The 24,077-nt window shown below is 73.8% G+C and carries 24 protein-coding genes; 12 read left to right on the top strand and 12 right to left on the bottom strand.

Annotated elements, in window-relative coordinates:
- The first annotated feature begins 260 nt into the window (after positions 1–260).
- On the top strand, positions 261–1,004 hold the full coding sequence (locus ACZ7IF_RS02980) for a TetR/AcrR family transcriptional regulator (RefSeq protein WP_470961984.1): 744 nt from the start codon (positions 261–263) through the stop codon (positions 1,002–1,004).
- Between the two features lie 59 nt (positions 1,005–1,063).
- On the opposite strand, the gene ACZ7IF_RS02985 is transcribed toward ACZ7IF_RS02980, so the two are convergent.
- Entirely contained in the window at positions 1,064–2,128 is a 1,065-nt protein-coding gene (locus tag ACZ7IF_RS02985; RefSeq protein WP_470961987.1) for an enoyl-CoA hydratase/isomerase family protein, read from the bottom strand.
- A 155-nt stretch (positions 2,129–2,283) separates the two neighbouring features.
- On the bottom strand, positions 2,284–2,841 hold the full coding sequence (locus ACZ7IF_RS02990; protein WP_470961990.1) for a DUF6434 domain-containing protein: 558 nt from the start codon (positions 2,839–2,841) through the stop codon (positions 2,284–2,286).
- An 85-nt stretch (positions 2,842–2,926) separates the two neighbouring features.
- Here ACZ7IF_RS02990 and ACZ7IF_RS02995 point away from each other — a divergent pair, with 85 nt between their 5' ends.
- A complete protein-coding gene (locus tag ACZ7IF_RS02995) occupies positions 2,927–3,514 on the top strand; it encodes a hydrolase (RefSeq protein WP_470961993.1) in 588 nt (195 codons plus the stop codon).
- Here ACZ7IF_RS02995 and ACZ7IF_RS03000 read toward each other — a convergent pair.
- Both ACZ7IF_RS03000 and ACZ7IF_RS03005 read right to left on the bottom strand, forming a co-directional pair.
- Positions 3,486–3,941, bottom strand: coding sequence for an ATP-binding protein (locus ACZ7IF_RS03000; protein WP_470961996.1), 456 nt, complete (start codon positions 3,939–3,941; stop codon positions 3,486–3,488). The two genes, ACZ7IF_RS02995 and ACZ7IF_RS03000, sit on opposite strands and share 29 nt — an antisense overlap.
- Positions 3,942–3,957: 16 nt before the next feature.
- Entirely contained in the window at positions 3,958–4,323 is a 366-nt protein-coding gene (locus ACZ7IF_RS03005) for an STAS domain-containing protein (protein ID WP_470961999.1), read from the bottom strand.
- Between the two features lie 556 nt (positions 4,324–4,879).
- Here ACZ7IF_RS03005 and ACZ7IF_RS03010 point away from each other — a divergent pair.
- Positions 4,880–6,349: an amino acid permease gene (locus tag ACZ7IF_RS03010; protein WP_470962002.1), complete on the top strand. Its 1,470-nt coding sequence runs from the start codon at positions 4,880–4,882 to the stop codon at positions 6,347–6,349.
- Positions 6,350–6,429: 80 nt separating this feature from the next.
- Here the strand turns inward: ACZ7IF_RS03010 and ACZ7IF_RS03015 are convergent, their stop codons facing one another.
- The 3 genes from ACZ7IF_RS03015 to ACZ7IF_RS03025 form a co-directional block, all read right to left on the bottom strand.
- The gene (locus tag ACZ7IF_RS03015) at positions 6,430–7,542 is read right to left on the bottom strand and encodes a carboxylate-amine ligase (protein WP_470962005.1); all 1,113 of its coding nucleotides are present in this window, start codon (positions 7,540–7,542) and stop codon (positions 6,430–6,432) included.
- A 164-nt stretch (positions 7,543–7,706) separates the two neighbouring features.
- Complete coding sequence (locus tag ACZ7IF_RS03020; protein WP_470962008.1) at positions 7,707–8,030, bottom strand: plasmid stabilization protein; 324 nt, start codon at positions 8,028–8,030, stop codon at positions 7,707–7,709.
- Positions 8,002–9,291: a cytochrome P450 gene (locus ACZ7IF_RS03025; RefSeq protein ID WP_470962011.1), complete on the bottom strand. Its 1,290-nt coding sequence runs from the start codon at positions 9,289–9,291 to the stop codon at positions 8,002–8,004. The genes ACZ7IF_RS03020 and ACZ7IF_RS03025 overlap by 29 nt, the downstream gene beginning before the upstream one ends.
- 128 nt (positions 9,292–9,419) lie before the next feature.
- Here ACZ7IF_RS03025 and ACZ7IF_RS03030 point away from each other — a divergent pair, with 128 nt between their 5' ends.
- The 4 genes from ACZ7IF_RS03030 to ACZ7IF_RS03045 are packed head-to-tail and all read left to right on the top strand — an operon-like array spanning position 9,420 to position 11,740.
- Complete coding sequence (locus tag ACZ7IF_RS03030; protein ID WP_470962014.1) at positions 9,420–10,127, top strand: nucleotidyltransferase family protein; 708 nt, start codon at positions 9,420–9,422, stop codon at positions 10,125–10,127.
- Entirely contained in the window at positions 10,124–10,378 is a 255-nt protein-coding gene (locus ACZ7IF_RS03035; RefSeq protein WP_470962017.1) for a hypothetical protein, read from the top strand. Before ACZ7IF_RS03030 ends, ACZ7IF_RS03035 begins: the two co-directional genes overlap by 4 nt.
- Positions 10,375–11,169, top strand: coding sequence for a metallophosphoesterase family protein (locus ACZ7IF_RS03040; protein ID WP_470962020.1), 795 nt, complete (start codon positions 10,375–10,377; stop codon positions 11,167–11,169). Before ACZ7IF_RS03035 ends, ACZ7IF_RS03040 begins: the two co-directional genes overlap by 4 nt.
- A 31-nt stretch (positions 11,170–11,200) precedes the next feature.
- Positions 11,201–11,740: a hypothetical protein gene (locus tag ACZ7IF_RS03045; RefSeq protein WP_470962023.1), complete on the top strand. Its 540-nt coding sequence runs from the start codon at positions 11,201–11,203 to the stop codon at positions 11,738–11,740.
- 12 nt (positions 11,741–11,752) lie between these two features.
- Here the strand turns inward: ACZ7IF_RS03045 and ACZ7IF_RS03050 are convergent, their stop codons facing one another.
- On the bottom strand, positions 11,753–12,271 hold the full coding sequence (locus ACZ7IF_RS03050) for a SixA phosphatase family protein (RefSeq protein ID WP_470962026.1): 519 nt from the start codon (positions 12,269–12,271) through the stop codon (positions 11,753–11,755).
- A 93-nt stretch (positions 12,272–12,364) separates the two neighbouring features.
- Between ACZ7IF_RS03050 and ACZ7IF_RS03055 the strand changes: the two genes are divergently transcribed.
- Positions 12,365–13,378, top strand: a complete 1,014-nt coding sequence (locus ACZ7IF_RS03055; protein ID WP_470962315.1) for a glutathione S-transferase family protein — start codon at positions 12,365–12,367, stop codon at positions 13,376–13,378.
- A gap of 4 nt (positions 13,379–13,382) precedes the next feature.
- Here the strand turns inward: ACZ7IF_RS03055 and ACZ7IF_RS03060 are convergent, their stop codons facing one another.
- Positions 13,383–13,883: a hemerythrin domain-containing protein gene (locus tag ACZ7IF_RS03060; RefSeq protein ID WP_470962029.1), complete on the bottom strand. Its 501-nt coding sequence runs from the start codon at positions 13,881–13,883 to the stop codon at positions 13,383–13,385.
- A 200-nt stretch (positions 13,884–14,083) separates the two neighbouring features.
- Between ACZ7IF_RS03060 and ACZ7IF_RS03065 the strand changes: the two genes are divergently transcribed.
- Positions 14,084–14,629, top strand: coding sequence for a type 1 glutamine amidotransferase domain-containing protein (locus ACZ7IF_RS03065; RefSeq protein ID WP_470962032.1), 546 nt, complete (start codon positions 14,084–14,086; stop codon positions 14,627–14,629).
- Between the two features lie 88 nt (positions 14,630–14,717).
- On the opposite strand, the gene ACZ7IF_RS03070 is transcribed toward ACZ7IF_RS03065, so the two are convergent.
- The 3 genes from ACZ7IF_RS03070 to ACZ7IF_RS03080 form a co-directional block, all read right to left on the bottom strand.
- Positions 14,718–14,873: a hydrophobic protein gene (locus tag ACZ7IF_RS03070; RefSeq protein WP_470962035.1), complete on the bottom strand. Its 156-nt coding sequence runs from the start codon at positions 14,871–14,873 to the stop codon at positions 14,718–14,720.
- Positions 14,874–15,175: 302 nt separating this feature from the next.
- Positions 15,176–16,555, bottom strand: a complete 1,380-nt coding sequence (locus ACZ7IF_RS03075) for an esterase/lipase family protein (RefSeq protein WP_470962038.1) — start codon at positions 16,553–16,555, stop codon at positions 15,176–15,178.
- Complete coding sequence (locus tag ACZ7IF_RS03080; RefSeq protein WP_470962041.1) at positions 16,552–20,994, bottom strand: NACHT domain-containing protein; 4,443 nt, start codon at positions 20,992–20,994, stop codon at positions 16,552–16,554. Before ACZ7IF_RS03080 ends, ACZ7IF_RS03075 begins: the two co-directional genes overlap by 4 nt.
- A 135-nt stretch (positions 20,995–21,129) precedes the next feature.
- Here ACZ7IF_RS03080 and ACZ7IF_RS03085 point away from each other — a divergent pair, with 135 nt between their 5' ends.
- From ACZ7IF_RS03085 to ACZ7IF_RS03095, 3 genes are all read left to right on the top strand, one after another.
- Positions 21,130–22,131: a translation initiation factor 2 gene (locus ACZ7IF_RS03085; protein WP_470962044.1), complete on the top strand. Its 1,002-nt coding sequence runs from the start codon at positions 21,130–21,132 to the stop codon at positions 22,129–22,131.
- Between the two features lie 289 nt (positions 22,132–22,420).
- Complete coding sequence (locus ACZ7IF_RS03090; RefSeq protein ID WP_470962047.1) at positions 22,421–23,392, top strand: NAD(P)H-dependent flavin oxidoreductase; 972 nt, start codon at positions 22,421–22,423, stop codon at positions 23,390–23,392.
- A gap of 322 nt (positions 23,393–23,714) precedes the next feature.
- On the top strand, positions 23,715–24,077 hold the full coding sequence (locus tag ACZ7IF_RS03095) for a cupin domain-containing protein (protein WP_470962050.1): 363 nt from the start codon (positions 23,715–23,717) through the stop codon (positions 24,075–24,077).

Raw genomic sequence — 24,077 nt, forward strand, 5'->3', positions numbered from 1 at the left:
AGAGGGGGGGGGTCCGGCCCGAAGGGGATGGGAAACCACGGGTGGGGGGGGGGGGGGGGGGTGCGGGGGGGGGTGGGGGGGGGGGGGGGGGGGGGGGTCGCCCCCCCCCCCCCCCGGGCCGGGGCGCGCGGCCGCCCGGGGGTCCTCCGGGGGCCGCCGCGGGGCCGTCCAGGGGCGCGCGGGCCCCTCTTTTCGAACGGACGCCACGCACGGACGTACGCATGATGCGTACACTGTTCGCAACGAGCTAGGGTGAGGGCATGTCCTCTTCAGAGCAGCAGACGTTCGCGCCGGTGCCCTCCGTCTGGACCCGGCCGCGGCGACCGAAGGAACAGCCCGCGCTCAGCCGGGAGCAGATCGTCGCGACCGCCGTGCGGCTCCTGGACGCCGAGGGCATCGAGGCGCTCAGCATGCGCAAGCTCGGCGCGGAGATGGGCACCGCCGCCACCTCTCTCTACCGGCACGTGGCCAACAAGGACGAGCTGATCGAGCTGGTCGTGGACGAGGTCTACGGCGAGCTGGAACTTCCCGCGCCCGGCAGCCCGGACCAATGGCGCGAGGCCCTGGCGCAGTGCGGGCACAGCCTGCGCGCGATGGTGCTGCGCCACCCCTGGGTGGCCTCGGTCCTCGGCCAGGTCGGGCTGGCGTACCTGGGCCCGAACCTGATCCGGATGTCGGACCGGCTGCTGGGACTGTCCGTGTCGGCGGGGTTCCCGGCGGGCGAGGCGGACCTCGCGGTGAAGGCCGTCATCTCCTACGTCATCGGCGCCACGACCAGCGAGGCCTCCTACCTCTCGCTCCTCGCCCGCAGCGGGAAGAGCGAGACGGAATGGCTGGAGTCGCTGCTGCCCGCCGCCGAGGCGGCCCTGGAGGACCACCCCGTGGTGAAGGACCACGCCTACTCACGGCACGGCCAGGACCCGGCGCGGCTGCGGGATGAGAATTTCGACTACGGGCTCCAGCGGGTGCTCGACGGACTCGCGGCCCGGCTCGGCCGGGACTGACGCGGGAGGCCCGGCGGCCCGGGCCGCGGGGAGCGGCCCGGGACGCCCGGTGACCCGCATCAGCCGCGGCCGGCTCCGGACTGCGGGAAGGTCAGCTCGCGGTCCTCGCCCAGCGGGGCGAAGTGCCGGTCCACCGAAGCCTGGCGGACCTGGAAGAGGGCGGCCGGGGACCAGCGCGGGCGGCGGTCCTTGTCGATCACCTGGGCCCGGATCCCCTCCACCAGGTCGGGCGTGGACAGCGCGGCCGCGGAGACCCGGTACTCCTGCTCCAGCACCCGCTCCAGCGAGTCCAGTTCGCGGGCGCGGCGCAGCGCGGCGAGGGTGACCTTGAGGGAGGTCGGCGACTTGGCGTGCAGCAGCTGGGAGGCCTCCCGCGCGGCCGCCGGGCCCGACCCCAGCAGCCGCTTGTGGATCTCCTCCACCGTGTCGGCCGCGTAGCAGTGGTCGATCCACTCCCGTTCGGCGGCGAGCGGGGCCTGCGGGGTGGTGGCGCCGTGGAACTTGGGCAGCACCTCGGCGACGGGCGCGGCGGTGAGCTCCCTGGTGAACTCCTCCAGCCAGTCGGAGGGCAGGTAGTGGTCGGCGAGTCCGCACAGCAGGGCGTCGCCGGCTCCGACGGCCGTGCCGGTGAGGGCCAGGTGGGTGCCGAGTTCGCCGGGGGCGCGGGAGAGCAGGTAGGTGCCGCCGACGTCGGGGACGAAGCCGATGCCGGTCTCGGGCATGGCGACCTTGGACCGCTCGGTGACGATGCGTACGCCGCCGTGGGCCGAGAGCCCGACGCCGCCGCCCATCACGATCCCGTCCATGAGGGCCACGTACGGCTTGGGGTAGCGGGCGATGCGGGCGTTGAGCCGGTACTCGTCCCGCCAGAAGTCGAGGGAGCCGGTGGTGCCGGCCTTCGCGTCGGCGTGGATGGCCCGGATGTCCCCGCCCGCGCACAGGCCGCGCTCCCCGGCGCCGCGCAGGAGGACCTGGCTCACGGCGGGATCGTGCTCCCAGGCCGTCAGGGCTTCGCCGATCCGCAGCACCATGGAATGGGTGAGGGCGTTGAGGGCCTGGGGACGGTTGAGGGTGATCAGCCCCGTACAGCCGTCGGTCTCGATCAGAACGGTGTCGTCGGTCACGTCCGCCAGTATGTCTCTTCCGGCGCCATATGAAGATCGTTTCTGGTGATCTTGTCAAGTCTGACCGGATTCGGGGTGAACCAGGGCTGTATCCGACACGTGCGTACGCGGTCGGACGCGCGGACGGGGCGGGGGGGGCACCGCCCCGGCGGGCGTCAGCCGCGAGGGCGGGACCGGTGTTCGCGCCAGGCGGCGAGGGCCTGGTCACGGGTGCCGTCCGGGTGTCCGGCATGCCAGTCGCGCAGGAACCGGTTGAACTCGAACTGGGCGCCGACCTCCTGGGGTTCGGCGGCCCGCTGCCGGGTGGCGTGCCAGTGGGCGACGGCCTCGGCGAGGGTGCGGCCCGCGCCCTGGGCGACGTACTCCCGCATGAAGGCGTCGAAGTGGAAGCCCGGCCCGATCTCCCGGAGGAAGAACTCCCGGAGCACCTGGCTGCACCGCTGCCCCCGGGGGATCACACTGCCCCCGTCGACGGGCGCCTTCAGCTGCCGCCCGCCGCGCCGGGCGACCGGTGCCGGGGCCGGCACCGCGCGGCCGTCCAGCGCGGCGGCGAGCCGCTCCGTCAGCGCGGCCTTGCCGCCGCCCGCGGGGATGCCCATCCGGCGGGCCAGCCCGGTCAGTTCCCCCAGCGTCCAGTACCAGCGCAGCAGCTCGGCCCCGGACAGCTCCGGCGTCGGCTCGGGCCGGCTCTCCCCCACACGATTCGCACTCACGTTCCCATCCTAGGGGCGGCGACACGCCCGCCCGGCCGGCCGGGCAGGCGTGCAACCGCGCCCGGCGTTTCCTACGGTCGTCCCCATGACCTCCTCAGCCTCCGCGCCGGCCCTCGACGCCGGCACCGCGCTCGTGCTCATCGACCTCCAGCAGGGCATCCTCGCCCTGCCGACCGCCCGGCCCAGTGACGAGATCCTGCGCAACGGCATCGCCCTCGCCGAGGCCTTCCGCGCGCACAAGCTGCCGGTCGTCCTGGTCAACGTCGCGTGGTCGCCCGACGGCGGCGACCTGCCCACCACCGATGTCGACCGCCCCGGCCCGGCCACGGCCCCGCCGGCCGCCTTCTCCGAGATCCCGGCCGAGCTCGCCGCCCTGGGGGACGTCACCGTCACCAAGCGCCACTGGGGCGCCTTCACCGGCACCGAGCTGGACCTCCAGCTGCGCCGGCGCGGGATCCACCGGATCGTCCTGGCCGGCATCTCGACCAGCATCGGCGTCGAGTCCACCGCCCGCACCGCCTGGGAGCACAGCTACGGCCTGGTCTTCGCCGAGGACGCGACCGCCGACCTGGACGCCGACTCGCACGCCCACAGCTTCGCCAAGATCTTCCCCCGCATCGGCCGGGTCAGCTCCACCCGCGAGATCATCGCGGCCCTGGAGGCCCTCCGCTGAGGGCGGCGGGCCAGGGCACCTCCAGCCAGACGCACTTGCCGCTCGCCCCGGGCCGCGAACCCCAGGCCCGCGCCAGCCGGTCCACGATCACCAGCCCGTGCCCGCCCGGATGCCGGGGATCCCGCCCGTCCGCCGCAAAGGCCGGCGGTACCGGACTGGAGTCGGTGACCTCGATCCGCAGCCGCTCGTCCGTACGGTCCAGGACCAGGGCTCCGGGCCCGCCGCCGTGCAGACAGGCGTTGGCCACGACCTCGGACACCAGCAGCATCACGTCCTCCGCCGCGTCCCGCGCCGCCGGGCCGTCCGCCGGCAGCCAGTGCCAGGCGGTCAGCGCCCTCCGGGTGAAGTCGCGGCTGCGCAGGACCGGGTCGGCCATCCCGTCGAGAACCAGGAGCCAGTTGCGTTCGGCCGGACCACGCTGCTCCACGGCTCTCGCCCCCTTTCTATCGACCCTGGTTCGGACTCAGCGCCTGCGCGACATCGGCGTGGACCGGGAAGACACCGTCCGCGCCGGTGATACGGAACATCCGGGCGACCGGCCCGCTCAGCCCGGCCAGTTCCAGGCTGCCACCGGCCTCCTGGACGGCGAGACGGCCGTGCAGCAGGGCGTTCAGACCGGTCGAGTCGCAGAACCGCAGCCCCGCCATGTCCACCAGCAGCCGTCCGCCCCGGACGGCCGCCGCGTCGAGGGCCTCCCTCAGCGGGGCCGCCGTGTCATGGTCCAGCTCACCGCCGAGGGTGAGCAGTACAGCCTCGTCCACCGTCCGCATCGCGACGGTGAACCGCTTGTCGTCCGTTCCGGAGACCATCCGGCATCACCTTCCGTCAGCTGCCCCCTACGCCTTCCCCGGGCCCGACGCTATATGCGGGGCAGCCGCACTCGCCGGGACCCTCTCGGGACCCCTCGGGTTTTCCCCCGGGCGGCCCGGTCCGCGGACGGCGGCCGCGACGCCGGGTGACCGTCCGGGCCGCCTCCCGCTCTCCGCCCCGTGGAGGGGCTTCGGCGTTCACGCTGTGTGACCGCGGGACCCTGCGGGCGGGACGCCGGTGGCACGCGTTGCCTCGATGTCATTGTGCGTTCGCTCAGCGGAGGCTCAGATCCGGATAACGATGACGTCACCGCGCAAGGGTCTTTGGGCCTGGTCACGGGCGAATGGCCGATTTGCCGGTGATGTTCGCCACGGTACGGAGCCGGACACCGTGGTACATCTTCTCGACCGCCTGCCGGACCACCCACGTCCGGACAGGGGCGCTGAAGTCGGCCGACCGCCGGCATGCAACTCCATCAGCATCCGGGGGATCGGAACCCGATCCGCGGCCGAGCACGGCGGCGGATCGGCATGGAGCGGAAAGGCGCACCAGAGCATGACCTCGACGCAGGTCGAACAGCACCACGGCGACGACAACGCCACCACGGGCACCACGCCCGAGGAAGGCTACGAGCGCGGACTCGGCAGCCGCCAGGTCCAGATGATCGCCATCGGCGGCGCCATCGGCGTCGGCCTCTTCCTGGGAGCCGGGGCGAACATCGCCAAGGCCGGACCCAGCCTCATCCTCATGTACGCCCTCGCCGGCGTCATCGTCTTCTTCATCATGCGGGCGCTCGGCGAGCTGCTCCTGTACCGCCCCGTCTCGGGTTCCTTCGCGGAGTACGCCCGCGAGTTCCTGAGCCCGTTCTTCGGGTTCGTGACGGGCTGGACGTACTGGCTCATGTGGGTGGTCACCGGCATGGCCGAGCTGACCGCCGCGGCCATCTACGTGCACTTCTGGTTCCCGGACGTCCCCCAGTGGGTGACCGCCCTGGTCTTCCTGGTGGTCCTGTACGTCGCCAACCTCATCTCGGTGAAGATCTTCGGCGAGATCGAGTTCTGGTTCTCGATGGTCAAGGTCACGGCCCTGATCGGCATGATCGTGATCGGCATCGGCGTGGTCACCTTCGGCTTCAGCCAGGCCGGTGACACCGCCGCCGTGTCCAACCTCTGGGCCTTCGACGGCATCTTCCCCAAGGGCGTCGGCTCCAGCCTGATGACCCTGCAGGGCGTCATGTTCGCCTACCTGGCCGTCGAGCTCGTCGGCGTCACGGCGGGCGAGTCCGAGAACCCGGAGAAGACCCTCCCCAAGGCCATCAACACCCTGCCCTGGCGCATCATCGTCTTCTACGTCGGTGCGCTCAGCGTGATCCTGATGGTCGTCAAGTGGACCGAGTTCCAGCCGGGCGTCAGCCCGTTCGTGGCGGCCTTCGCCAAGATCGGCATCCCGGCCGGTGCGGCGATCGTCAACTTCGTGGTGCTGACCGCGGCCCTGTCGTCCTGCAACTCCGGCATGTACTCCACCGGCCGCATGCTGCGCGACCTGGCCGCGAACTCCGAGGCCCCCAAGCTGCTGGGCAAGCTGAGCTCCACCAAGACCCCGGCCGTGGCCATCACCCTCTCCACCGCCCTCATGGGCATCGGCGTGGTCCTGAACTACGTCGTCCCGGAGAAGGCGTTCGGGTACGTCACCTCGGTGGCGACGGCGGCCGGCATCTGGACCTGGCTGATGATCCTGGTCAGCCACATCCGCTACCGCCGCGCGGTGGACGCGGGCAAGCTGCCCGCCTCCTCCTTCCCGGCGCCGGGCGGCACCATCTGCAGCTGGATCGCCGTGGCCTTCCTGCTGCTGGTCACCGTGATGATCGCCATCGACCCCGACAGCCGCGTCTCCCTGTACGTGGGCGCCGGCTGGGCGGTCTGCCTGGCCATCGGCTGGGCCGTGCTGAAGTCGCGCAACCCGCAGGTCGCGGCGCGTGCGGCGGGCGGCGCCGACGAGGCACTGGAGCCCGCGGCCCGGTCCTGACCGCTGACCGCACTCCCCCGACGGGGCGTGCCGGCCCTTCCCCCGGCCGGTACGCCCCGTCGGCGTGTCCGGGCCCGGGTTCAGGCGGCCTCGACGGCCAGACTGCCGGTGGCAGCCTCCAGGCTGTCGACGACCGCCGCCAGGCTGCCCGTCGCCGCGTAGACCGCCCGCTGGCGGCGGGCACCGGTGCCCCGTCGGCGCATCCCGGCCCACAGGGCTTCCACGGCGCCCAGGTCGCCGGCCCGCTCCAGCCCCGGGGCCGCCCGCTCCACCAGCCGGTCGACGAGCAGCCGGGCGGGCGCCCGCCCGCCGGTCCGCACGTCCAGGCCGGGTCCGTCGATCCCGTGCCGCGCGGCCAGCCGGTGGGCGGCCCGCAGCACCCGCTCGGGCGGTTCGGGCGGCGGTGCGCCCGCGTCCACCTCTTCGAGCAGGGCCGACGCGAGACCGCGTACGAGGACGGCCGTCAGGACGACGGTGTCGAGGTCGGCGTTGACGTCGGCGATGCGGACCTCCAGCGTCGGGACGTGCTCGGAGGGGCGGGCGTACCAGTAGATCATGGCGCGGTCGAGCACCACCCCGGCGCTGACCAGCCCGTCCACGTACGCGAGGTACTGGCGCTCGTCGACCAGGGGCGGCGGTCCCACGGTCGGCCAGCCGGAGTAGGCGACCGAGCGCCAGCTGTCGAGGCCGGTGTCGCGGCCGCAGACGAAGGGGGAGTTTCCGGTGATCGACTGGAGTACCGGCAGCCACGGCCGCATCTGGTTCGCCAGCGCCAGGGCCCGCCCCCGGTCGAGGCAGCCCACGTGCACGTGGCAGCCGCAGACGAGGCGGTAGGGCCCGAGGAGCCCGGCGAACCGGCTCGCCATCAGGCGGTAGCGGGCGTTGTCGGTGATGGTGAGCGGCTCCCTCGGCGGGACGACGGGACTGCCCGAGGCCACCGCGAGGCAGCGGGCCCGCTCAGCGGCCTCCGCGACGGAACACCGCAGCCGCAGCAGCTGCCCGCGCAGGTCCTCGCGCTCGGCGGCGGGCAGGGTGCAGACCTCCACCTGGGTGTTGTAGAACTCGGCCTGGACCTGACCGCCCAGCTCCGCCGAGAGCTCGCGGATCACCTCCGGAGCCCGGTTCACCGGCGCCCTGCTGTCGCGGTCCACGAGGTGGAACTCCTCCTCCACCCCCATGGTCAGAACGTCCATCGGGTCCTCCCTGCCGAGTGCCCGGCACCTACCGCCGACCGTGCCCCCGGCGGGGCGCGGCCGTAAGGGGAGGTCCGCGGCGGCGGACCTCCGCACCCGTGTTCACCTCCATCATGCGCATTGCCGCGCCCGCGGGGCAGGCCGGGCCTCCCGGAGCCCGGGGATCAGTAGCCCAGCTCGCGCTTGAGCCCGGCCTTGTCCATGGAGGAACGGCCGTGCAGGTTGCGGCGCTTCGCCTCCGCGTAGAGCTGGTCGTACGTGGGACCCCCCGCCCCGCTGTGGGAGCGCAGGCCGCCGCGCCGGGCGGAGGAGATGTCGTCGAGCGAGCTCCTGCTCGCGGTCTTGGACTCGCCCGCGCGGGCGCGTTCCTTGTTCACGGTGCGCGCCGCGATCTCCTTGGCCCGCTCGGGGCTCTCGCCGCGTTCTTCCGCGCTCTCCTTGATGTGTTCGTACTGCCGTTCACGTTTGGGACTGGAACCTCGCGGCATGGTGACTCCTCTGCCGGGACGGGACCGACACGGTGAACCCGCTGCGCGGCCGTGTCGGGACACGGTGGAGCGGGATCCGCAGGTCCTGCTCGGGGACGTCGGTGTCCAGGCCGGCCAGGGCGGAGGCGAACTCCGCGAGCAGGCCAACGGTGATGTCCTCGCCGGGGCAGCGGTGGCCGGTGCGGGCGTCGCCGCCGCCCTGGGGGATGAGTGCGCCGGGGCCGGGCTCCCGGCCGAGGAAGCGGAGCGGGTCGAAGCGGTAGGGGTCGGGCCACAGCACGGGGTCGTGGTGGTGGCCGTAGACGTCGAGCAGGACGAGGGTGCCCTCGGGGACGGCCTCCCCGCCGAAGCGCAGGTCGCGGGCGGCGAGACCGCCGACGAAGGGCACGAAGGGGTAGAAGCGGCGCACCTCGTGGGCGAAGGCCCTGGCGTACGCGCCGTCGTCCGCCCGGAGCGCGTCGGCGAGCCGGGGCCTGCGGTGCAGGGCGTGCGCGGCGAAGGCCACCGGCCAGGCGACGGCGACGCAGGGGCGGATGATGTTGAGCAGCTCCACGGCCGCGGTGCGGGGGCCTAGCGGGCGTCCGTCGGCGTCGCGGTGCCGGGCGACCACCTCCAGCGCGGTGTCTCCGCCACCCGGAGGCAGGGCCTGGTGGAGGCGGGTCACTCCGCCGCGCAGCTCCTCGACGGTGCGGGCGAGGGAGTCCTCCTGGCGGGCCCGGGCCCGGCGGGCCCGCCAGTGGCGCGGTCCGGGCGTCGCGAAGCCGTCGACCATGGCCACGCAGTCCTCGGAGATCTCGCGGGCGGCGTCCTCGGGTACGGCCAGGCCCGTCCAGTCGCAGACGGCCCGGGCGAGCACCGTCGCCGCCTCGTCGAAGAGGACGGCTCCCCGGCCCCGCCACCCCTCGACGGCGGCCGCCCAGTGCCGGCGTACGAGCGCGGTGAGGGCGTCCACCGAGCCGTCCCGCATCAGCAGGGACACGAACAGGGCCTTGCGGACCCGGTGCCGGTCGCCGTCCAGGGTGTGGACCGCGCCCCGCCCGAAGAGGGTGTCGAGCACCGGTCCCGGGAGCGCGCCGCCCCGGAGCACGTGCCGCTCGTCGTAGAAGAACTCCACGGCGGCCGGTCCGTGCAGCAGCAGGGCGGGCCGGCCCATCAGCCGGGTCCGGAGGGCGGGCGGGTCACCGTGGCGACGCCGCAGGTCGGGGGCCCAGGCGTAGCCCTGGACCAGCAGGGGGACCGTGCTGTCGATCAGTGGGGGCATGCCGCGCGCCTACCCGCCGGGCCCCGCGGCACTCCTCGCGCCCCAGGGGTTTCGAGGGGCCCCCGACGGGTTAGGCGGGGGCCATGCCCGACCGTGACACCGTGCAGGTGGGAACAGGGAGGCCGCCCATGGCCGCTCGTACCTCCGCCGCCCTCGGGGGCCTCGCCCCGCCGGAGGGCCTGGGCCCTCCCACACCGGCCGAGGGCGCGCTGCCCAAGGACCACACCCAGGCGATCCTGGAGACCACCAAGCGCGTGGCGGCCCTCCTCAAGCGGTCGGGGCCGCCCTTCGCCCTCGCCGGCAGCGTGGCCGCCTTCGCCCACGGCCTGCCGGCCCGCTTCCAGCACGACACGGACTTCTGCGTGCGGCCCGAGGACGCCGACCAGGCCGTCAAGGCCTTGGAGGACGGCGGTATCGCCATGCGCCGGGCGCCGGAGGACTGGCTGGTCAAGGGCCGCTCGGGCGGGGAGGAGATCGACCTGATCTTCGAACTGGCCCGGCGTCCGGTCAGCACGGAGCTGCTGGAGCGGGCGAGCGTCAAGGCGGTGGACTCGGTGTGGATGCCGGTCCTCGCCCCCACCGACCTGATGGACAGCCGCCTCGCGGCGCTGTGCGAGCACTACTGCGACTTCGGCGACCTGCTGCCCATGGCCCGCATGCTGCGCGAGCAGATCGACTGGGCCCGGCTGGAGCGCGACCACCGGGCGGGGCCGCTGCCCGACGCGTTCTTCCACCTGCTCGAACGGCTCCGCGTCATCGACCGCGCGGAGGGGACCGGCGATGGCGCGACGGGAGAAGGAACGGCGGGAGAAGGAGCGGCGGGAGAAGGACCATGACCTCCACCGGCATCATCGAGTACTCCATCGAGCACCTGCGCGAGCGACTGGCGCGCGAGGAGCTCGCCGAGCTGGGCGTCCGGGTCGAGCTGCACGGCTCCCGCGCCGTGGTCCGCGGCTGCGTCGGCGACGAGGAGCGCAAGGCGGCCGTCCTGCGGATCGCCGCCGTGGAACTGGCGGGCCACGACTGGTACGAGGACATCACCCTGAGCCGGGCCCGGCCGCCCGACCACGCCGAGGAGCTGTCGTGATCCGCGTCGCCGCCGTCGGGGACATCCACCTCGGCCCGGGCAGCGCCGGGCTGCTGCGGCCGGCCTTCGACACCCTGGGCGGCTGCGCCGACCTGCTGCTCCTCGCCGGCGACCTGACCCGGCACGGCACCCCGGACGAGGCGCGGGTGGTGGCCGGCGAGGCGGCCGGGCTGCCGGTGCCCGTGGTCGCGGTGCTCGGCAACCACGACTACCAGAGCGACCGGCAGGAGGCCGTCGCGGACGAGCTCCGCGCGGCGGGCCTGTACGTGCTGGAGGGCGACGGCGTCCTCCTCGACCTCGGCGGCACCCCCGTGGGGATCGCCGGGACCAAGGGCTTCTGCGGGGGGTTCGCCGGGCGCAGCGGCAGCGAGTTCGGCGAACCGGAGATGAAGTCCTTCATCCGCTGCACGCGCGCCAGCGCGGAGGCCCTCGGGCGGGCCCTGCGCGAACTGCGCGAGGCCGGGAGCGCGCTGCGCATCGCGCTCACCCACTACTCCCCCGTGCCGGACACCCTGGCGGGCGAGCCCCGGGAGATCTACCCCTTCCTCGGCAGCTACCTCCTCGCGGAGGCGATGGACGAGGAGGGTGCCGACCTCGCCGTCCACGGCCACGCCCACCTCGGCACCGAACACGGCATGACGGCGGGCGGGGTCCAGGTCCGCAACGTGGCCATGCCGGTCATCGGGCAGGCGTTCTCGGTGTACCACCTCTCCCCCGACGGCTCCCCGGACGGATCCCGCAGCGCCGCGCACCGCCGGGGACCGGCTCCCGCCCAGGAGGCGGGCCCATGACCCGTACGGCCCCTGACCGAGAGGAACCGTCATGAACACCCGTCCCGCCGCCACCCGTCCGGCCCCCGACCTGCTGGGCGTCTACCTCAACGACCACCTCACCGGGGCGAACGCCGGCACCGAACTGCTGCGCCGCGCGGCCCGGTCCCAGCGCGGCACGGCCCTCGGACCACCGCTGGCGGCACTGGCCCAGGAGGTCGCCGAGGACCGGGAGAGCCTGCGCGCCGTCATGGCCGGCCTCGGCGTTCCCGAGGCGCGCGGGCGCGCGGCCCTCGGCCGGCTCGCCGAGAAGGCGGCCCGGCTCAAGCCGAACGGGCGCCTGTTCACCCGCTCGCCGCTCAGCGACGTCCTGGAGCTGGAGGCGATGCGCCTGGGCGTGGAGGGCAAGGCCTGCATGTGGCGGACGCTCCAGTCGCTGGCGGGCACCGGCGCCCGGGTCGACGGCGCGCGCCTGCACGAGCTGCTGCGTCGCGCCGAGCGGCAGATCCGGATCCTGGAGACCCTGCGCGGGGAACGCTCCGCACAGGTGTTCGCTCCCGAGGTGGCGGCGACCCCGGCGGGCCGCCCCTGAGGGCTGTACGGATCAGTCGGCGGGGGTCAGGAGCGAGGTCAGCCGGCACGCCCCGGGGGCGAGGTCCGACCAGGCGCCGGGGAAGTCCAGCACGACGACGGCGCAGGTGGGCAGGCCCGTACGGATCCGCTCCAGCAGTTCCTGCGGGCCGTCGCCGGGCAGGGCGGCGGCCAGTTCGTGGATGCCGGGGTTGTGGCCCACCAGCAGCAGGCCGGTCACGCCGTCGTCCGTCCCCGTGACGGCGGCCCGCAGGGCCTCCGCCCGCGCGTCGTAGAGCGTGTCCTCGTACACGACCGGGGGCCGGTCCGACAGGGAGGACTGCATCAGCTGCCACGTCTGGCGGGTGCGCTTCGCCGGGGAGCACAGCACGAGGCCCACCCCGAGCGGGGACCCGCCCAGCCGGTGGCCCATCGCCTCCGCGTCGGCGCGCCCCCGGTCGGCGAGCGGCCGGTCGAAGTCCTCCGCTTCGCCCTTGGGAACGGCCTTGGCGTGCCGTACGAGGACCAGTCGTCGTTCCTGCTTCCCGGACACCTCTGCCTCCTCCGGGCCGCTACGGGGACCCTTCCGGGCCAGTCCACCACGTTCGCCGCGGCACCGCGCGGGTAGGCGCACGGCGTGAAGTACGTGAGCCCCGGCAAGGGGTACGAACGCGACAGCCGGTACATCACGACGCGCATCACCGCCGACGGGCGCGAGGGGTTCCCCGTGCAGCCGGGCCGCTACCGCCTCGTCGTCAGCCGGGCCTGCCCGTGGGCGAGCCGGGCGATGGTCGTTCGGCGCCTGCTCGGTCTGGAGCGCGCCCTGCCGATGGCCGTCGCCGGCCCGGTGCACGACGACGACAGCTGGACCTTCGACCTCGATCCGGGCGGCCGGGACCCGGTGCTCGGCATCGAGCGCCTCAAGGAGGCCTACCTGGCGCGGGAGCCCGGCTACGACCGCGGCATCACGGTCCCGGCGGTCGTCGACGTCCCGACCGGCGCGGTGGTGACCAACGACTTCCCGCAGATCACGCTGGACATGTCGGCGGAGTGGAGGGCCCACCACCGCCCGGGCGCGCCCGAGCTGTACCCGCCCGGGCTGCGGCCGGCGATCGACGCGGTGAACGAGGTGGTCTACCGGGACGTGAACAACGGCGTCTACCGGGCCGGGTTCGCCGGCTCCCAGGAGACGTACGACGAAGCGTACGAACGGCTGTTCGCCCGGCTCGACTGGCTCTCCGACCGGCTCGCGCTGTCCCGCTACCTCGTCGGCGACACCATCACCGAGGCCGACGTACGGCTGTTCACCACGCTCGTCCGCTTCGACGCGGTGTACCACGGGCACTTCAAGTGCAACCGGAACAAGCTCGCGGAGATGCCGGTGCTGTGGGGGTACGCGCGGGACCTGTTCCAGACGCCCGGTTTCGGTGACACCGTCGACTTCGACCACATCAAGCGGCACTACCACCTGGTGCACTCCGACATCAATCCCACCGGCATCGTGCCGGCCGGGCCCGAGGCGGGGACCTGGCTCGCCCCGCACGACCGGGCGGGCCTGGGCGGCCGGCCCTTCGGCGACGGCACCCCGCCGGGGCCGCCGCCCCGCGCGGAACGGGTGCCGGCGGGCCACAACCCGCTCCCGGGCGCGGGCCCGGCGTAACGGCTCACCGGTTCGCGACGGCCCGGACGTTCTCGATGCTGCCGCAGTCCGACTCCAGCTGCCTCTCGCGCTCCTTCAGGAACGCGGCGCCGAGTTCGGCCCTGCGCTCGTCGGGGACGTTCTCCCGGGCGCCGTTGAGGATCGTGCGCTCCTCCTCGTCCACGTGGTGGGAGACGGCCTGGACGAGGTCCTCCAGCTTGGAGTCCCAGTCCTCGGAGCCGACTTCGTCCACCTCCAGGAGGGCGAGCAGCGCCTTGTTGCCCTCGTCGTGCTCCTCCACGCCGTGCTCGACCTCCTCGTCGTCGACGTTCTTGAAGCGCTTGAGCGCACCGTAGACCTCGGCCTCCTCCGCCTCGCCGTGGGCGATGAGCAGCGCGGAGAACCTCTCCAGCGCCGCCGCGCGGTCGGCCTCGACGCTGCGCATCCTGCGGAACAGCTCTTCCATGGTCCGGTGGTCCTTGAGGATCACCGCGACGACGTCCTGTTCCCTGCGGTCCGCGGCCATGGTCCTGCCTCCTCGCTCGGGGGGTCCCCCGTCGTCTGGCGCGTGCTCGTTCGCGGCCGGTTGAAACCTGACTGCGGGGCGCCGCGGCCACCCTCCCCGGAGCCCGCGACCGCCACGCGAACGCGGGTGCTTGGGCGGCGCGTGTCCGGGCAGGCGCGGGAGGTACGCCCGACCCGTACGGACCGGAGGAGGTGGATTCGGTGCGCATCGCCTTTCTGACCGCGCCCGAAGGAGTCGAGGAAGTGGAGCTGACCGCGCCGTGGAAGGCCGTGGAGGGGGCCGGGTGGAACCCGCAGCTGGTCTCGACGGAGGCCGGACAGGTGCAGGCCTTCGACCACTTCGACAAGGCCGGCCGTTTCACCGTCGACCACGTGCTCGCGGGGGACACGTCCGAGGCCTTCGACGCGCTCGTGCTGCCGGGCGGGGTGGCCAATCCCGACGCCCTGCGGATGGACGAGCGGGCCGTCGGCTTCACGCGGAGCTTCTTCACCGCGGGCAAGCCGGTCGCCGCGATCTGCCACGCCCCGTGGACCCTGGTGGAGGCCGACGTCGTGCGCGGCCGGACCCTGACCTCGTGGCCGAGCCTGGCCACCGACATCCGCAACGCGGGCGGGACCTGGGTGGACGAGCCGGTACGGGTCTGCCGGGCGGCGCCGTCGATCCTGGTCACCAGCCGCAAGCCGGACGACCTGGACGTCTTCTGCGCCGCCGTCCTGCGGGAGTTCGACCGGGCCGCGCACGCTTGAGGACCGGCCCGGTGTCACCCGGACGGCGGCGGCGACGCCCGGGGGCCCGCCGGATTCCGGCGGGCCCCCGGGCGTTGCGTCCGGCGCCCTACCACCGGTACCAGCGCCCGCCGCTGCCGCGGGCGACGAAGCCCACGAGCCAGAGCACCAGCACCGCGATGGCGATCCACCAGAGCAGCTTCACCGCGAAACCGGCGCCGAAGAGCAGCAGAATCAGCAACAGGACCAGAAGGAGCGGAACCATGACCCACCTCCAGAGCAGGACGGCCGGGAGGGAACGCCCGAGGGCCGGGCGCCCGCAGGGAGCGCCTGCCCCCGCTCTCCCGCTCCATGCGCGGGTCCGGTCCGCCGGAAGAGAGGTGAGTGCCGTGACGCACCCGAGCGCGCCACCGCCCGACGGCCCCGAGCCGGTCCCGTCCGGCCCCGAGCCGGTCCCCCGCGAACCGCGGCCGGCGGATCCCCCGGAGCGGCCTGCCGGCCCCCCGGACGGCAACCCCGAGGAGCCGGTGCCCGAACCCCCCGACTGACCGCGTCCGCGGACACCCCTTAGCCCGCCATCACCAGTACGGCGTCCCGGCACGCGTACCCGGTCGTCGGGGAGGACACCTCCAGGGTCCACGTACCCGGTTCGGCCCGTACCTCCGCGCGGAAGCGGCCGTCGCCGCCGGGCCGCATCGGATCGACGGAGACACATGCGCCGTCCTCCGTGAGGCGCCGGACTCGGAGGTCCATGGCGCGGTCCGCGTTCGTGGCCCACACCTCGATCGGCTCCCCCGCCAGGGCCACGTCCGGGAGTTCGATGCCGATGTCGTGGTCCGAGGCCAGGAACCGGGGGCGTTCGACGCCGTTGCAGATGTTGCGCAGCTGGTACTGCACGGGGCCGGCGTCGAGGAGCGAGGCGTGCCGGTGCGGGAACCACATGGTCGACGCCGTGGTGCGGTGCTCCGGCGGGGTGGCGGAGAGCTGCGGGACGGTGCCGTCCCCGAGCCACGGGCCGCCGCCGGGCAGGCCGTCGTGGAACCGGGGACGGCCGGCGGCGTCGAACGAGACGCTGTGCTTGGTGGGGTGCGTGGCACCGCCCAGGGGGATGAGGTCGTAGCCGGCGTCCCTCCCGGCCTCGTCCGCCCGGTTCGCCCTGGCGGCCTTCTGCATCTCGCGGTGGAACTTGAAGGCGTCCACGACCATGGCGGTCGAAAGCCCCGCGACCGGCGGGATCCCGCTGAGCGGGGCCGCGTACCCCTCGTCGGCCACGACCGCCTTGTAGACCGGGAGCAGCTGGTGCAGGGACGGGTACGTCGAGCAGACCTCGGCCATCGCCTCCCGCCACGGGCCCGGCAGTGGTCCGAGCCCCTCGCCCAGCAGGAACCGCAGCGCCTTCACGCTGCCCAGGTAGGGCGTGCCGAGGGAGGCGACCGCGCGCGTCACCTCACGGCCCCCGAGCACCTCGACGTAGTGCCGCACGACCAGGCCGCCCATGGAGCGGCAGACGAAGACCACCTTGGCGTCCCCGGCGCCCGGGAACCGCTCCCGGTCCGCGGTGGTCCGCCACAGCCTGAGCCGCTCGTCGACGAACCGGTCGAGTTTCATCGCGGAGTTGACGTTGCTGAGCCGCCAGTCGTACGGGAACACGGCCAGCCGCTCGCGTGCGATCCCGAGCCGTTCGGCCAGTCCGCCGTAGCCGAGGTGCGCCACGAGACCGGGCAGGACGCGCTGGTTCCGGATCGGACCGCCCACGGACAGGGCGTGCCTCGGCTCCGGGTCCCCGTCCCCGATCCCCTTCTGCAGCCGCAGCCGCTCCAGCAGTCTCCCGGGCCGGAAGACCGCCGCGGCGGCGGCCTGCGGGCTGAGGTTCCAGACGTCCACGCCTTCCCAGGTCAACGCCGTGCCCATGATGCCCGGCACGACAACGACAAGGTCGTCCTTCACGGCAGTTGCTCCTCGACGGTCGAACGGAACGGGGCGGCGTTCTCCCCGGTGAGCGGAACGCCGAGACGGATCAGGTTCTCCGGGGTCAGCAGCAGCTGGTCGCAGCGCAGGGCGGCCTGCGGTCCGCCCCGTACCAGGAGGCTGATCCCGGCGTCGCCGTAGGCGGAGACCACCTGGGAAACGTCGTAGCCACGGGGTTCGACGTCGGGGAGCGCCTGTTCGGCGACGACGTCCCACAGGTGGAGGCGGCCGGAGGTGTTCCGCCAGCCGACCAGCAGCGGCCGGTGGGCCGGGCCCGCCAGCGCGAGGCCGTCGAGGGGACCGCCACCGGGTGGCGGCGGCAGGACGGTGCCGGTGCCGAAGAACCAGCCCTCGCACTCGGCGATCTCCACCTCGTTGCCGGAGGCGATGGCCACCAGCGGGATCGTCCTCCGCCCCTTGCGCAGGACCCCGGTGGCGACCGCGTGGATCAGGACGGAGTCCACGGGGAAGGGCTTGGCCCCGGCGGCGGCGAGGTCCCAGACGCGCACGGCGTCGCCGCCCCACGCCGAGAGCCAGGACCGTCCCTCCGGCGTCCCGGCCACGGCGAGGCGCTGTACGCCGCCCGAGGCACCCATCGGCCGCGTGGTCCCCCGGGTCCAGCCGGTCCCGGACTCCCGGCCGCGTTCCCAGCAGGCCACTCCCTGTCCGGAGGGCCAGAACAGTTCGAGGCGCTGCCCGCCGGCCGCGCGCAGGGCGACCGAGGGCACGGGTACGTCCCGTGCGCCCGCGAGGTGGAGCTCGTCGGCGGCCTCGGCGTCCAGGCCGGGGCTGAGGGTCCACACGCGGGCGGTCCGGCGGCCGACGGCCGTCACCGTCCACCGGTCCCCGGCCGACACGGCGGCGAGGGCGGTGACCGGATCGGTGTGGGTCAGCACCGGGCCGAAGAGCCGGGGGCCGGCCGGGGTGTGCAGGCTCACGAGGACGTCCGTGTCCTGCGATCTGCACAGCAGGAACTCGCCCGCCGCTCCGGTGGCGACCGCCGCCCGCGGGTTCGCCCGGGGGTCACCGCCCCGGGGCCGTCGTCCGGCCGCGGGCGCGGCCCGCTCGCCGGGAGAGTGCGGCTCCCAGACCCGGACGCGGGTCTCGTCCGCCACGGCCAGCCGCCCCGATCCCGAAGGGTCGAACGCCAGCGACTTGTGGTGGCTGGTGCACGGCAGGGGCACGTGCTCGGTGCCCGATCCGGACCAGACCCGCACCTCGGAGCCCTCGCGCACCGCCACGAGCAGTCCCGCCGGCCCTTCGCCCACGCCCACCGCCTGCCCCGCGCTGCGCGTGTGGAGCAGGAGTTCACGACCGTCGTCGAAGAGCGGGTCGGGCATCCGCCAGACGGAGAGCGCACGGCCGTCCAGAGCCGCGAGCACGGCGCCCCGGCCGTCCGGCAGGGCGAACGCGGACAGCGCCCGCACGGGCTGGCCGGTGCCCAGCAGCGGTGCCGCGCCGTGCAGGGGCTCGGTGGGCACGGTGCCGCGGAAGGGAACGGCCCACAGGGTCAGTCCGCCCGGCCCGCCCGCGACCGCGGTGACGGCGCCGTCCAGCGGGAGGAGCGCCACGGACGACACCGCGGCGGGCAGCACGCGTAATCGCAGCAGTTCGCGGGCGTACGTCCCCTTCCCGTCCCACTTCCACAGCCACAGCCGCCCGCCCTCCACGGCTGCCAGGTGCACCAGCCCGTTCCACCGGGCGGCGGCGACGGCCTCGGGCGACCCTCCCCAGTACAGCTCTTCGAAGGGGTGTCTCTCCTCGCCGCGCCAGAGCCGCAGCGCCCGCCCGTCGTGTGTCGCGATCACCCGGTCGCCGCCGCCTCCGGCCACCGCCAGCCCCCGCTGCCGGCCGGCGGCGGTCCAGCCCGCCGGTCCGGTGTCACGGCCCCGGACCTCCTGGCCGCCGGCGGTCCACGACCTGATCACTCCGGCGCCCGCCGCATGGATGACGCCCTCGCCGTGTCCCTCCCAGTGCACCGCCAGCGCGCCGCCCATCGGCGCCGGCCAGCTCCGTTGCAGCGGGAGCCGGTCCGCGCTGCTCCACACGTCGTCCCAGAAGACCTCGGGGGGCTGGGGAATGCCGTGGAGGACCTCGGCGGGGAACACCGCGAGAGCGGTCGCCCGCAGCACGGCCCAGCGCGCGGCGGATGCCGGATGGGTACGGAAGTGATCGGCGACCTGCGCGTAGAGCGCCGGCCTGGGCGCGACCGCCAGGCGGGTGGCCACCAGCGGTTCGAGGACGTCCGGCGAGGCGTGCACGGCGAAGTGGTAGTCGCTCGTCAGCTCGTCCAGAGTGGCGTCGTCGGCGAGCGCGGCGTGTGCGGCGACGTAGTGCGCCACGTAGGGTTCGGCGCCCGCCCAGTCCTCGCTGCGCGACGGCCGCAGGGCCAGGACGATGCGCCGGTGGAGCCGTCGCTGCCGGGCCTCGTCGCCGAGCAGGTGGGCGCCGAAACTCGGATGGTGCAGCCGGTGGACCTCCCTGCCGAACTCGCCGTCCCGGGCGATGACCACTCCCGTGGCCACGTCGATCACGTGTCTGAGGTCGTCCTCGGTGTACTCCCTGCTGCCGGGCGGACGCACGGCGTCGGCCATGGCCAGCCAGACGCGGGGCTGGGGCAGCCCGTTGCCCTGCGCCAGTGCCAGGGGGCGCAGCAGATCGCGGACGCGGGTGGGTTCGGCCGGGTCCAGCCGGTCGAGTTCGTCGCTGAGCAGCGAATCCAGCACCGCTGTTCCGTGCCGCAGCTCGCCGTCCAGCCGGTCGGGCTCCGGCAGCTCGCTCAGACCGGCCAGGCGGCGTGCCCAGAGCGTGGCGACCAGGAAGAGGCCGTTGCTGCGGGAGGCGATGTGGCGGGCGGCGGTGCCCCGTGTCTCCTCGGCCCCGGCGAGCCGGTAGGGGGAGCCGTCCTGGCCCAGCAGGCGCTCGACGTGCCGCGCGATGTCGCCCTCGGTCTCGGGAAGCCGGTCCAGCTCGACCGGGTCCTCGCAGTGGAGGGCCTCCAGCAGGGTCTCGGCGGGAAGTTCGCCGGGCAGGTTCCTCCGCGCGTTGGGGCGGGTGGTGGCCACCACCTTCACCAGCGGCGTCCCGGCGAGAGGGTTGATCAGCCCGCGCGCGATGTCGAACGCGTGCCCGGCGGCCGCCTCGTCCAGTCCGTCGAACAGCAGGGTCAGGCTGCCCTTTCGCTGCGCGAGGGCGGCGATCCGCTCGACGAGGACGTGAGGCGCCGCGTGGGCGGGGTCGCCGGGTCGGCCGAGGCCCAGGGCACCCAGCCGGCGGCCGAGTTCCTCGCAGAGGGCCGTCAGGGTCTTGCCCCGGCAGTGCAGCGCGGCGTGTACGGAATAGAGTTCGGGCTGGATCCGCGGCCGCCGGCCGGCGGGCAGCGAGGCCGCGAAGCCGCGTGTCGTCAGGTGGGCGAGATAGGCCAGCAGCGTGGACTTGCCGGCGCCGGAAGCGCCGGAGAGGGCGAACAGGCCCGTGCTCCTCGTCGCCATCCAGGTGACCAGTTCCCCGAGGATCCGGTCGCGGGAGGAGAAGTCGCGCAGGTTCCGGCTCTCCCCGGAGCCGGAGAAGAGCGGCATGACGTCGGCGCTGAGCTCCTCGCCGATCCACGACTCGTCGTCCGAGGGGCGCAGAGCGGGCTTGACGCGCTCGGAGCAGTAGGGGTTGAGCAGGAAGTCGGGCCGCAGGGTCCGTACCTCGTACCACTCGGGGACCTGGTCCCGCATCAAGGCCCTGACGGCCAGCATGAGGTGCGCGAACGCGACGACGGGGTTCTCCCGGTGGAAGAGCGGGACCGCGCGCGTCTGCGCGTCGGCCGTGTCCAGCACCTGACCCAGCCGGGCGACCCACCGCCCCTCGACCGCCTCCTCGTCGGCTTCGGCCGTGGCGATCACGGCAAACCCGGCGTCGCTCCGCTTCCCGTCCCCCGCCCGCGCTCTGGCCGCCCTGACCTGTGCGTTCACGTCGTCCAGTGCCGTTCCGGAGAAGCAGGCGTCCAGGACGAGGAGGGTGTCCGTGGTGTCCTCGGCCAGCCAGGAGACGAGTTCGGCGGCGGAGACGGCGCGGGCGGGGTCGAAGTGCCCGGCGGCATACGAGTCCTGGCAGGCGAGGTAGAAGACGTCCCCGACCCTTTCCCCGTGACCGGTCCAGTAGAGGATCTTCCGGCCGGCCGGCTGCTCGCGCAGTCTCGCCACCAGCTCCCGGACGCGCTCGCGCTCCAAGGGCGGGTCCGCGGTACCGGCGTCCCCCGTGCTGGCAGCCCGCAGGGGCGGCGCGTCGAAGCCGAGCCGCTTCGCCTGCTCGGTGAAGTGGCCGGCACTGCGGCGCAGGTAGGAACGGTCGCGCCGGCGGAGCGCGTCACCCTGGTACTGGTCCACCACCACCGTGGCCACGACGCCGTCGTGCGGGACATCGACCATCCGGAACCGCCCTCCCACGAAAAGCCCAGCCGGAATCCTCGCGCGCACCGGCGGGGCGAAGTGTGGCAACCTGGCCCCGCCATGCGGCGCATGGCACGATTTTCACTCAACTCGACATCACGCCAAGGGGTTTCGGTGACACAGCGAGAGGGATTCGTCGTTGGACATCTCCTCACGGACTGTTACGTCTTCGAGGGGGACGGCACCCGCCCGATCCTCGAGGAGAACGTGAAGGTCATCCACGAGCCCGGGCTCCGCCGGGTGTCACTGCCCCTGGAGGTCCAGCGGTGGCGCCAGGCGATCCAGGCGGAGGAGGAGCGCAAGCAGGCGGCGGGCGAGCCCCACCGGTGGAACAACCCCCGCTTCGCCGTGGAGAGCATCGTGCTCTCCCGTACCAACGAGGACGAGCTCCCGATCGTGCAGCTGAGCCTGTGCGACGCCGACTACTTCGACTTCCTGGCCACGTCGGTCAACCTCGACACGCCTCTGCGCGAAGGCGAGCCTGCCACCCTGCGCACGCAGTACCTGGAGGACACCGACCCGGTGACCGCGCCCGCCTTCCTCTCCTGCAGCTTCGGCATCAACGTGGCCGTGCGGACCGGACCCGACCGGCAGATGGTCTTCGCCCGCCGCAGCGCCAACGTGGCGGGCCACAACACCGAGCGCTGGAACTCCTCGGCGAACGAGGGCCTCGCCGCCGTCCACGACGTCCCCGAGGACGGCTCCCCGATCAGCCTCCACGCCGTGGCCCGCCGCGCGCTGCGGGAGGAGCTCGCCGTCCAGGACGACGACAAGGTCGAGCTGGAGCTGCTCGCCTTCGCCCTGGACCTGCGCAACCACCAGTGGGCGGCCTTCTACCGCGCCGTGCTCCCCGAGCTGACGGCCGACGACCTCACCAGGCGCCGCAGCAGGGGCGTGGAGGACAAGTGGGAACACGACCAGTTCCGGTTCGTGCCCGCAGACCCGGACAGTGTCCTCGACTTCCTCCTGGAGGAGGGCCGGGTGTGGACCCCCTGCGCGCCGGCGCTCTTCTACATGGCGCTGGTGCGCGAAGCCGTCGTGGCCCGCGCCGGCAACCCCTCGGGCCGGCTCGACGTCGAGGCGGCCGAGCGGAGGGCCATGGCCCGGCGCGCCTAGGCCCTGTCCGGGCGATCTTCGCGGGCCCGCGACGTCCGGCACGGCACCTCGCCGCGTTGTCGGAGCGCGCGAGTACGGCCGAGTACGAGCTGCGCTCCTCCGCCTTGCGATGCACCGCACCAGACCCCGCGGCCTGATCCACGAAGATCGCCCGGACAGGACCTAGAAGGGCCGATCACGACCGGGTCCCTTCACGAGGCCCGGAACGGCGGTGTGCGGGATGATGGAGTGCGAGGCACGAGCCACGGCCGCTCGTCGCCGGGCTGCCGCGAGCCCGCTGGAGGTCCTGATGCTGACCACCCCTGTATGCCGCCTCCTCGGTATCGATGCCCCGGTCGTCTGCGCGCCCTTCGGCCCCTGGGACGAGGTCGATCTCGCGGCCGCGGTGTGCCGGGCCGGTGGGCTCGGCAGCCTCGGCACGGCGGTGCGGCCCCTTCCGGAACTGCGGGAGCAGTGGGCCCGGCTGCGGCGGCTGACGGACCGGCCGTTCGCGATCAACCACACGAGCCGCCCCCTCGACGAGGAGGCGTTCCGGGCCACGATCGAGGAGCGGCCGAAAGCGATCTCCTTCCACCTGGCGGTGCCGCCGGACCTGATCGCCCGGGCGCACGATGCCGGCATCCTCTGGATCCAGCAGGTATCCAGCCGCAGGCAGGGCGAAGAGGCTCTCCGGGCCGGAGCGGATGTGCTCGTCGCTCAGGGCGGCGAGGCCGGCGGGCAGGGTGGGGATGTCGGCACGATGGTGATGGTCCCGGACATCGTCGACATGGCGGGCGAGGTACCCGTCCTCGCTGCCGGCGGGATCGCCGACGGCCGTGGCCTGGCCGCGGCGCTGACGCTGGGCGCGCAGGGCGTACTGATGGGGACGCGCTTCCTCGCGTCGGAGGAGATGAGCGTCTCGCGGGCGTGGAAGAACCGGATCGTGGAGTCCGCCGCGTCGGACGCGGTGAAGGCAGTTGGCAGCGAGCGGATCCTGCCGCCGTTCAACCTCCCCGGCAGCGCCGGGGTGCCGCGCTGCCTTCGCACCCCCCTGGTGGACGCCCTGCGCGAGCACCCCGAACAGGTGGACCCCGCGGAGACCGTGCCTCGCGTGATGGCCGCGATCCTCGCCGGCGGCGGCGAGGAGTACCTCCCCTTCACCGGCCAGTCGACCGCCCTCGTGCACGAGGTCCTGCCCGCCGGTGAGATCGTCAGCCGGACCGTGAGGGAAGCCGAGGCGGCGCTGGCGGCAGCGGCCCGCGCCATCGGCCCAGGGTCGTGACGGCCCGCGGCGCCGGATACGTGGAAGCCCTGACCGCGCTCGACGCCACCGCCCGGGCGCAGCTCATCCGTACCGGAGAAGCCATCCCCCTTCGTCGCCTTCCGACCGTCGTCGCCGACGTCACCGGCGCCCCCGCCATGTCCGTACCCCCGTACTGGTCCGGCAGCGGCCTGCCCATCCACTTCCTCGGAAGCCCGTCCCCGCGCCGACCGCCGCCCGGACCGGCCCACCACTCCGGCGTGGCGCGATCCGGCCGCCTGGGCCAGCCTGGAGGAAGGGCACTCCCCGTAGCCCCAGGTAGCCCCAGCGAATGGAGACGGCCATGACGGCGACGACCCGGGAAGACACACCGGTCGCGATCGAAGGCGGAGGCGTCGAACTCCGTACTCGGACGATCGGAGAAGACCTGTCCGTGGCCTTCGTCCGCTTGCCGCAGGGCACCGACATGAGGCCGGCCCTGACCGGCCTGCCCGACGGCCTCTGCGCCTGCCCTCACTGGGGCTACATGCTCAAAGGGCGGCTGAAGATGGTGACGAAGGACGGGGAGGACGTCTACGAGGCGGGCCAGGCCTTCTACTGGCCGCCGGGACACGCCCCCGTCGCCCTCGAGGACTGCGAGTACGTGGACTTCTCACCCACCGAAGCCTTCACCGCCGTCATCGACCACATCAAGGCACAGGGCTGA

Source organism: Streptomyces sp. NPDC037421, from assembly GCF_055602105.1.

Bases quoted from the DNA above. Each gene is read 5' to 3' on its own strand.
- ACZ7IF_RS03090 (WP_470962047.1), top strand. From the start codon at position 22,421: ATGCTGACCACCCCTGTATGCCGCCTCCTCGGTATCGATGCCCCGGTC.
- ACZ7IF_RS02980 (WP_470961984.1), top strand. From the start codon at position 261: ATGTCCTCTTCAGAGCAGCAGACGTTCGCGCCGGTGCCCTCCGTCTGG.
- ACZ7IF_RS03060 (WP_470962029.1), bottom strand. From the start codon at position 13,883: ATGGCCGCGGACCGCAGGGAACAGGACGTCGTCGCGGTGATCCTCAAG.
- ACZ7IF_RS03025 (WP_470962011.1), bottom strand. From the start codon at position 9,291: ATGCCCCCACTGATCGACAGCACGGTCCCCCTGCTGGTCCAGGGCTAC.
- ACZ7IF_RS03080 (WP_470962041.1), bottom strand. From the start codon at position 20,994: ATGGTCGATGTCCCGCACGACGGCGTCGTGGCCACGGTGGTGGTGGAC.
- ACZ7IF_RS03095 (WP_470962050.1), top strand. From the start codon at position 23,715: ATGACGGCGACGACCCGGGAAGACACACCGGTCGCGATCGAAGGCGGA.
- ACZ7IF_RS03010 (WP_470962002.1), top strand. From the start codon at position 4,880: ATGACCTCGACGCAGGTCGAACAGCACCACGGCGACGACAACGCCACC.
- ACZ7IF_RS03020 (WP_470962008.1), bottom strand. From the start codon at position 8,030: ATGCCGCGAGGTTCCAGTCCCAAACGTGAACGGCAGTACGAACACATC.
- ACZ7IF_RS03070 (WP_470962035.1), bottom strand. From the start codon at position 14,873: ATGGTTCCGCTCCTTCTGGTCCTGTTGCTGATTCTGCTGCTCTTCGGC.
- ACZ7IF_RS03015 (WP_470962005.1), bottom strand. From the start codon at position 7,542: ATGGACGTTCTGACCATGGGGGTGGAGGAGGAGTTCCACCTCGTGGAC.
- ACZ7IF_RS02995 (WP_470961993.1), top strand. From the start codon at position 2,927: ATGACCTCCTCAGCCTCCGCGCCGGCCCTCGACGCCGGCACCGCGCTC.
- ACZ7IF_RS03035 (WP_470962017.1), top strand. From the start codon at position 10,124: ATGACCTCCACCGGCATCATCGAGTACTCCATCGAGCACCTGCGCGAG.
- ACZ7IF_RS03030 (WP_470962014.1), top strand. From the start codon at position 9,420: ATGGCCGCTCGTACCTCCGCCGCCCTCGGGGGCCTCGCCCCGCCGGAG.
- ACZ7IF_RS03005 (WP_470961999.1), bottom strand. From the start codon at position 4,323: ATGGTCTCCGGAACGGACGACAAGCGGTTCACCGTCGCGATGCGGACG.
- ACZ7IF_RS03045 (WP_470962023.1), top strand. From the start codon at position 11,201: ATGAACACCCGTCCCGCCGCCACCCGTCCGGCCCCCGACCTGCTGGGC.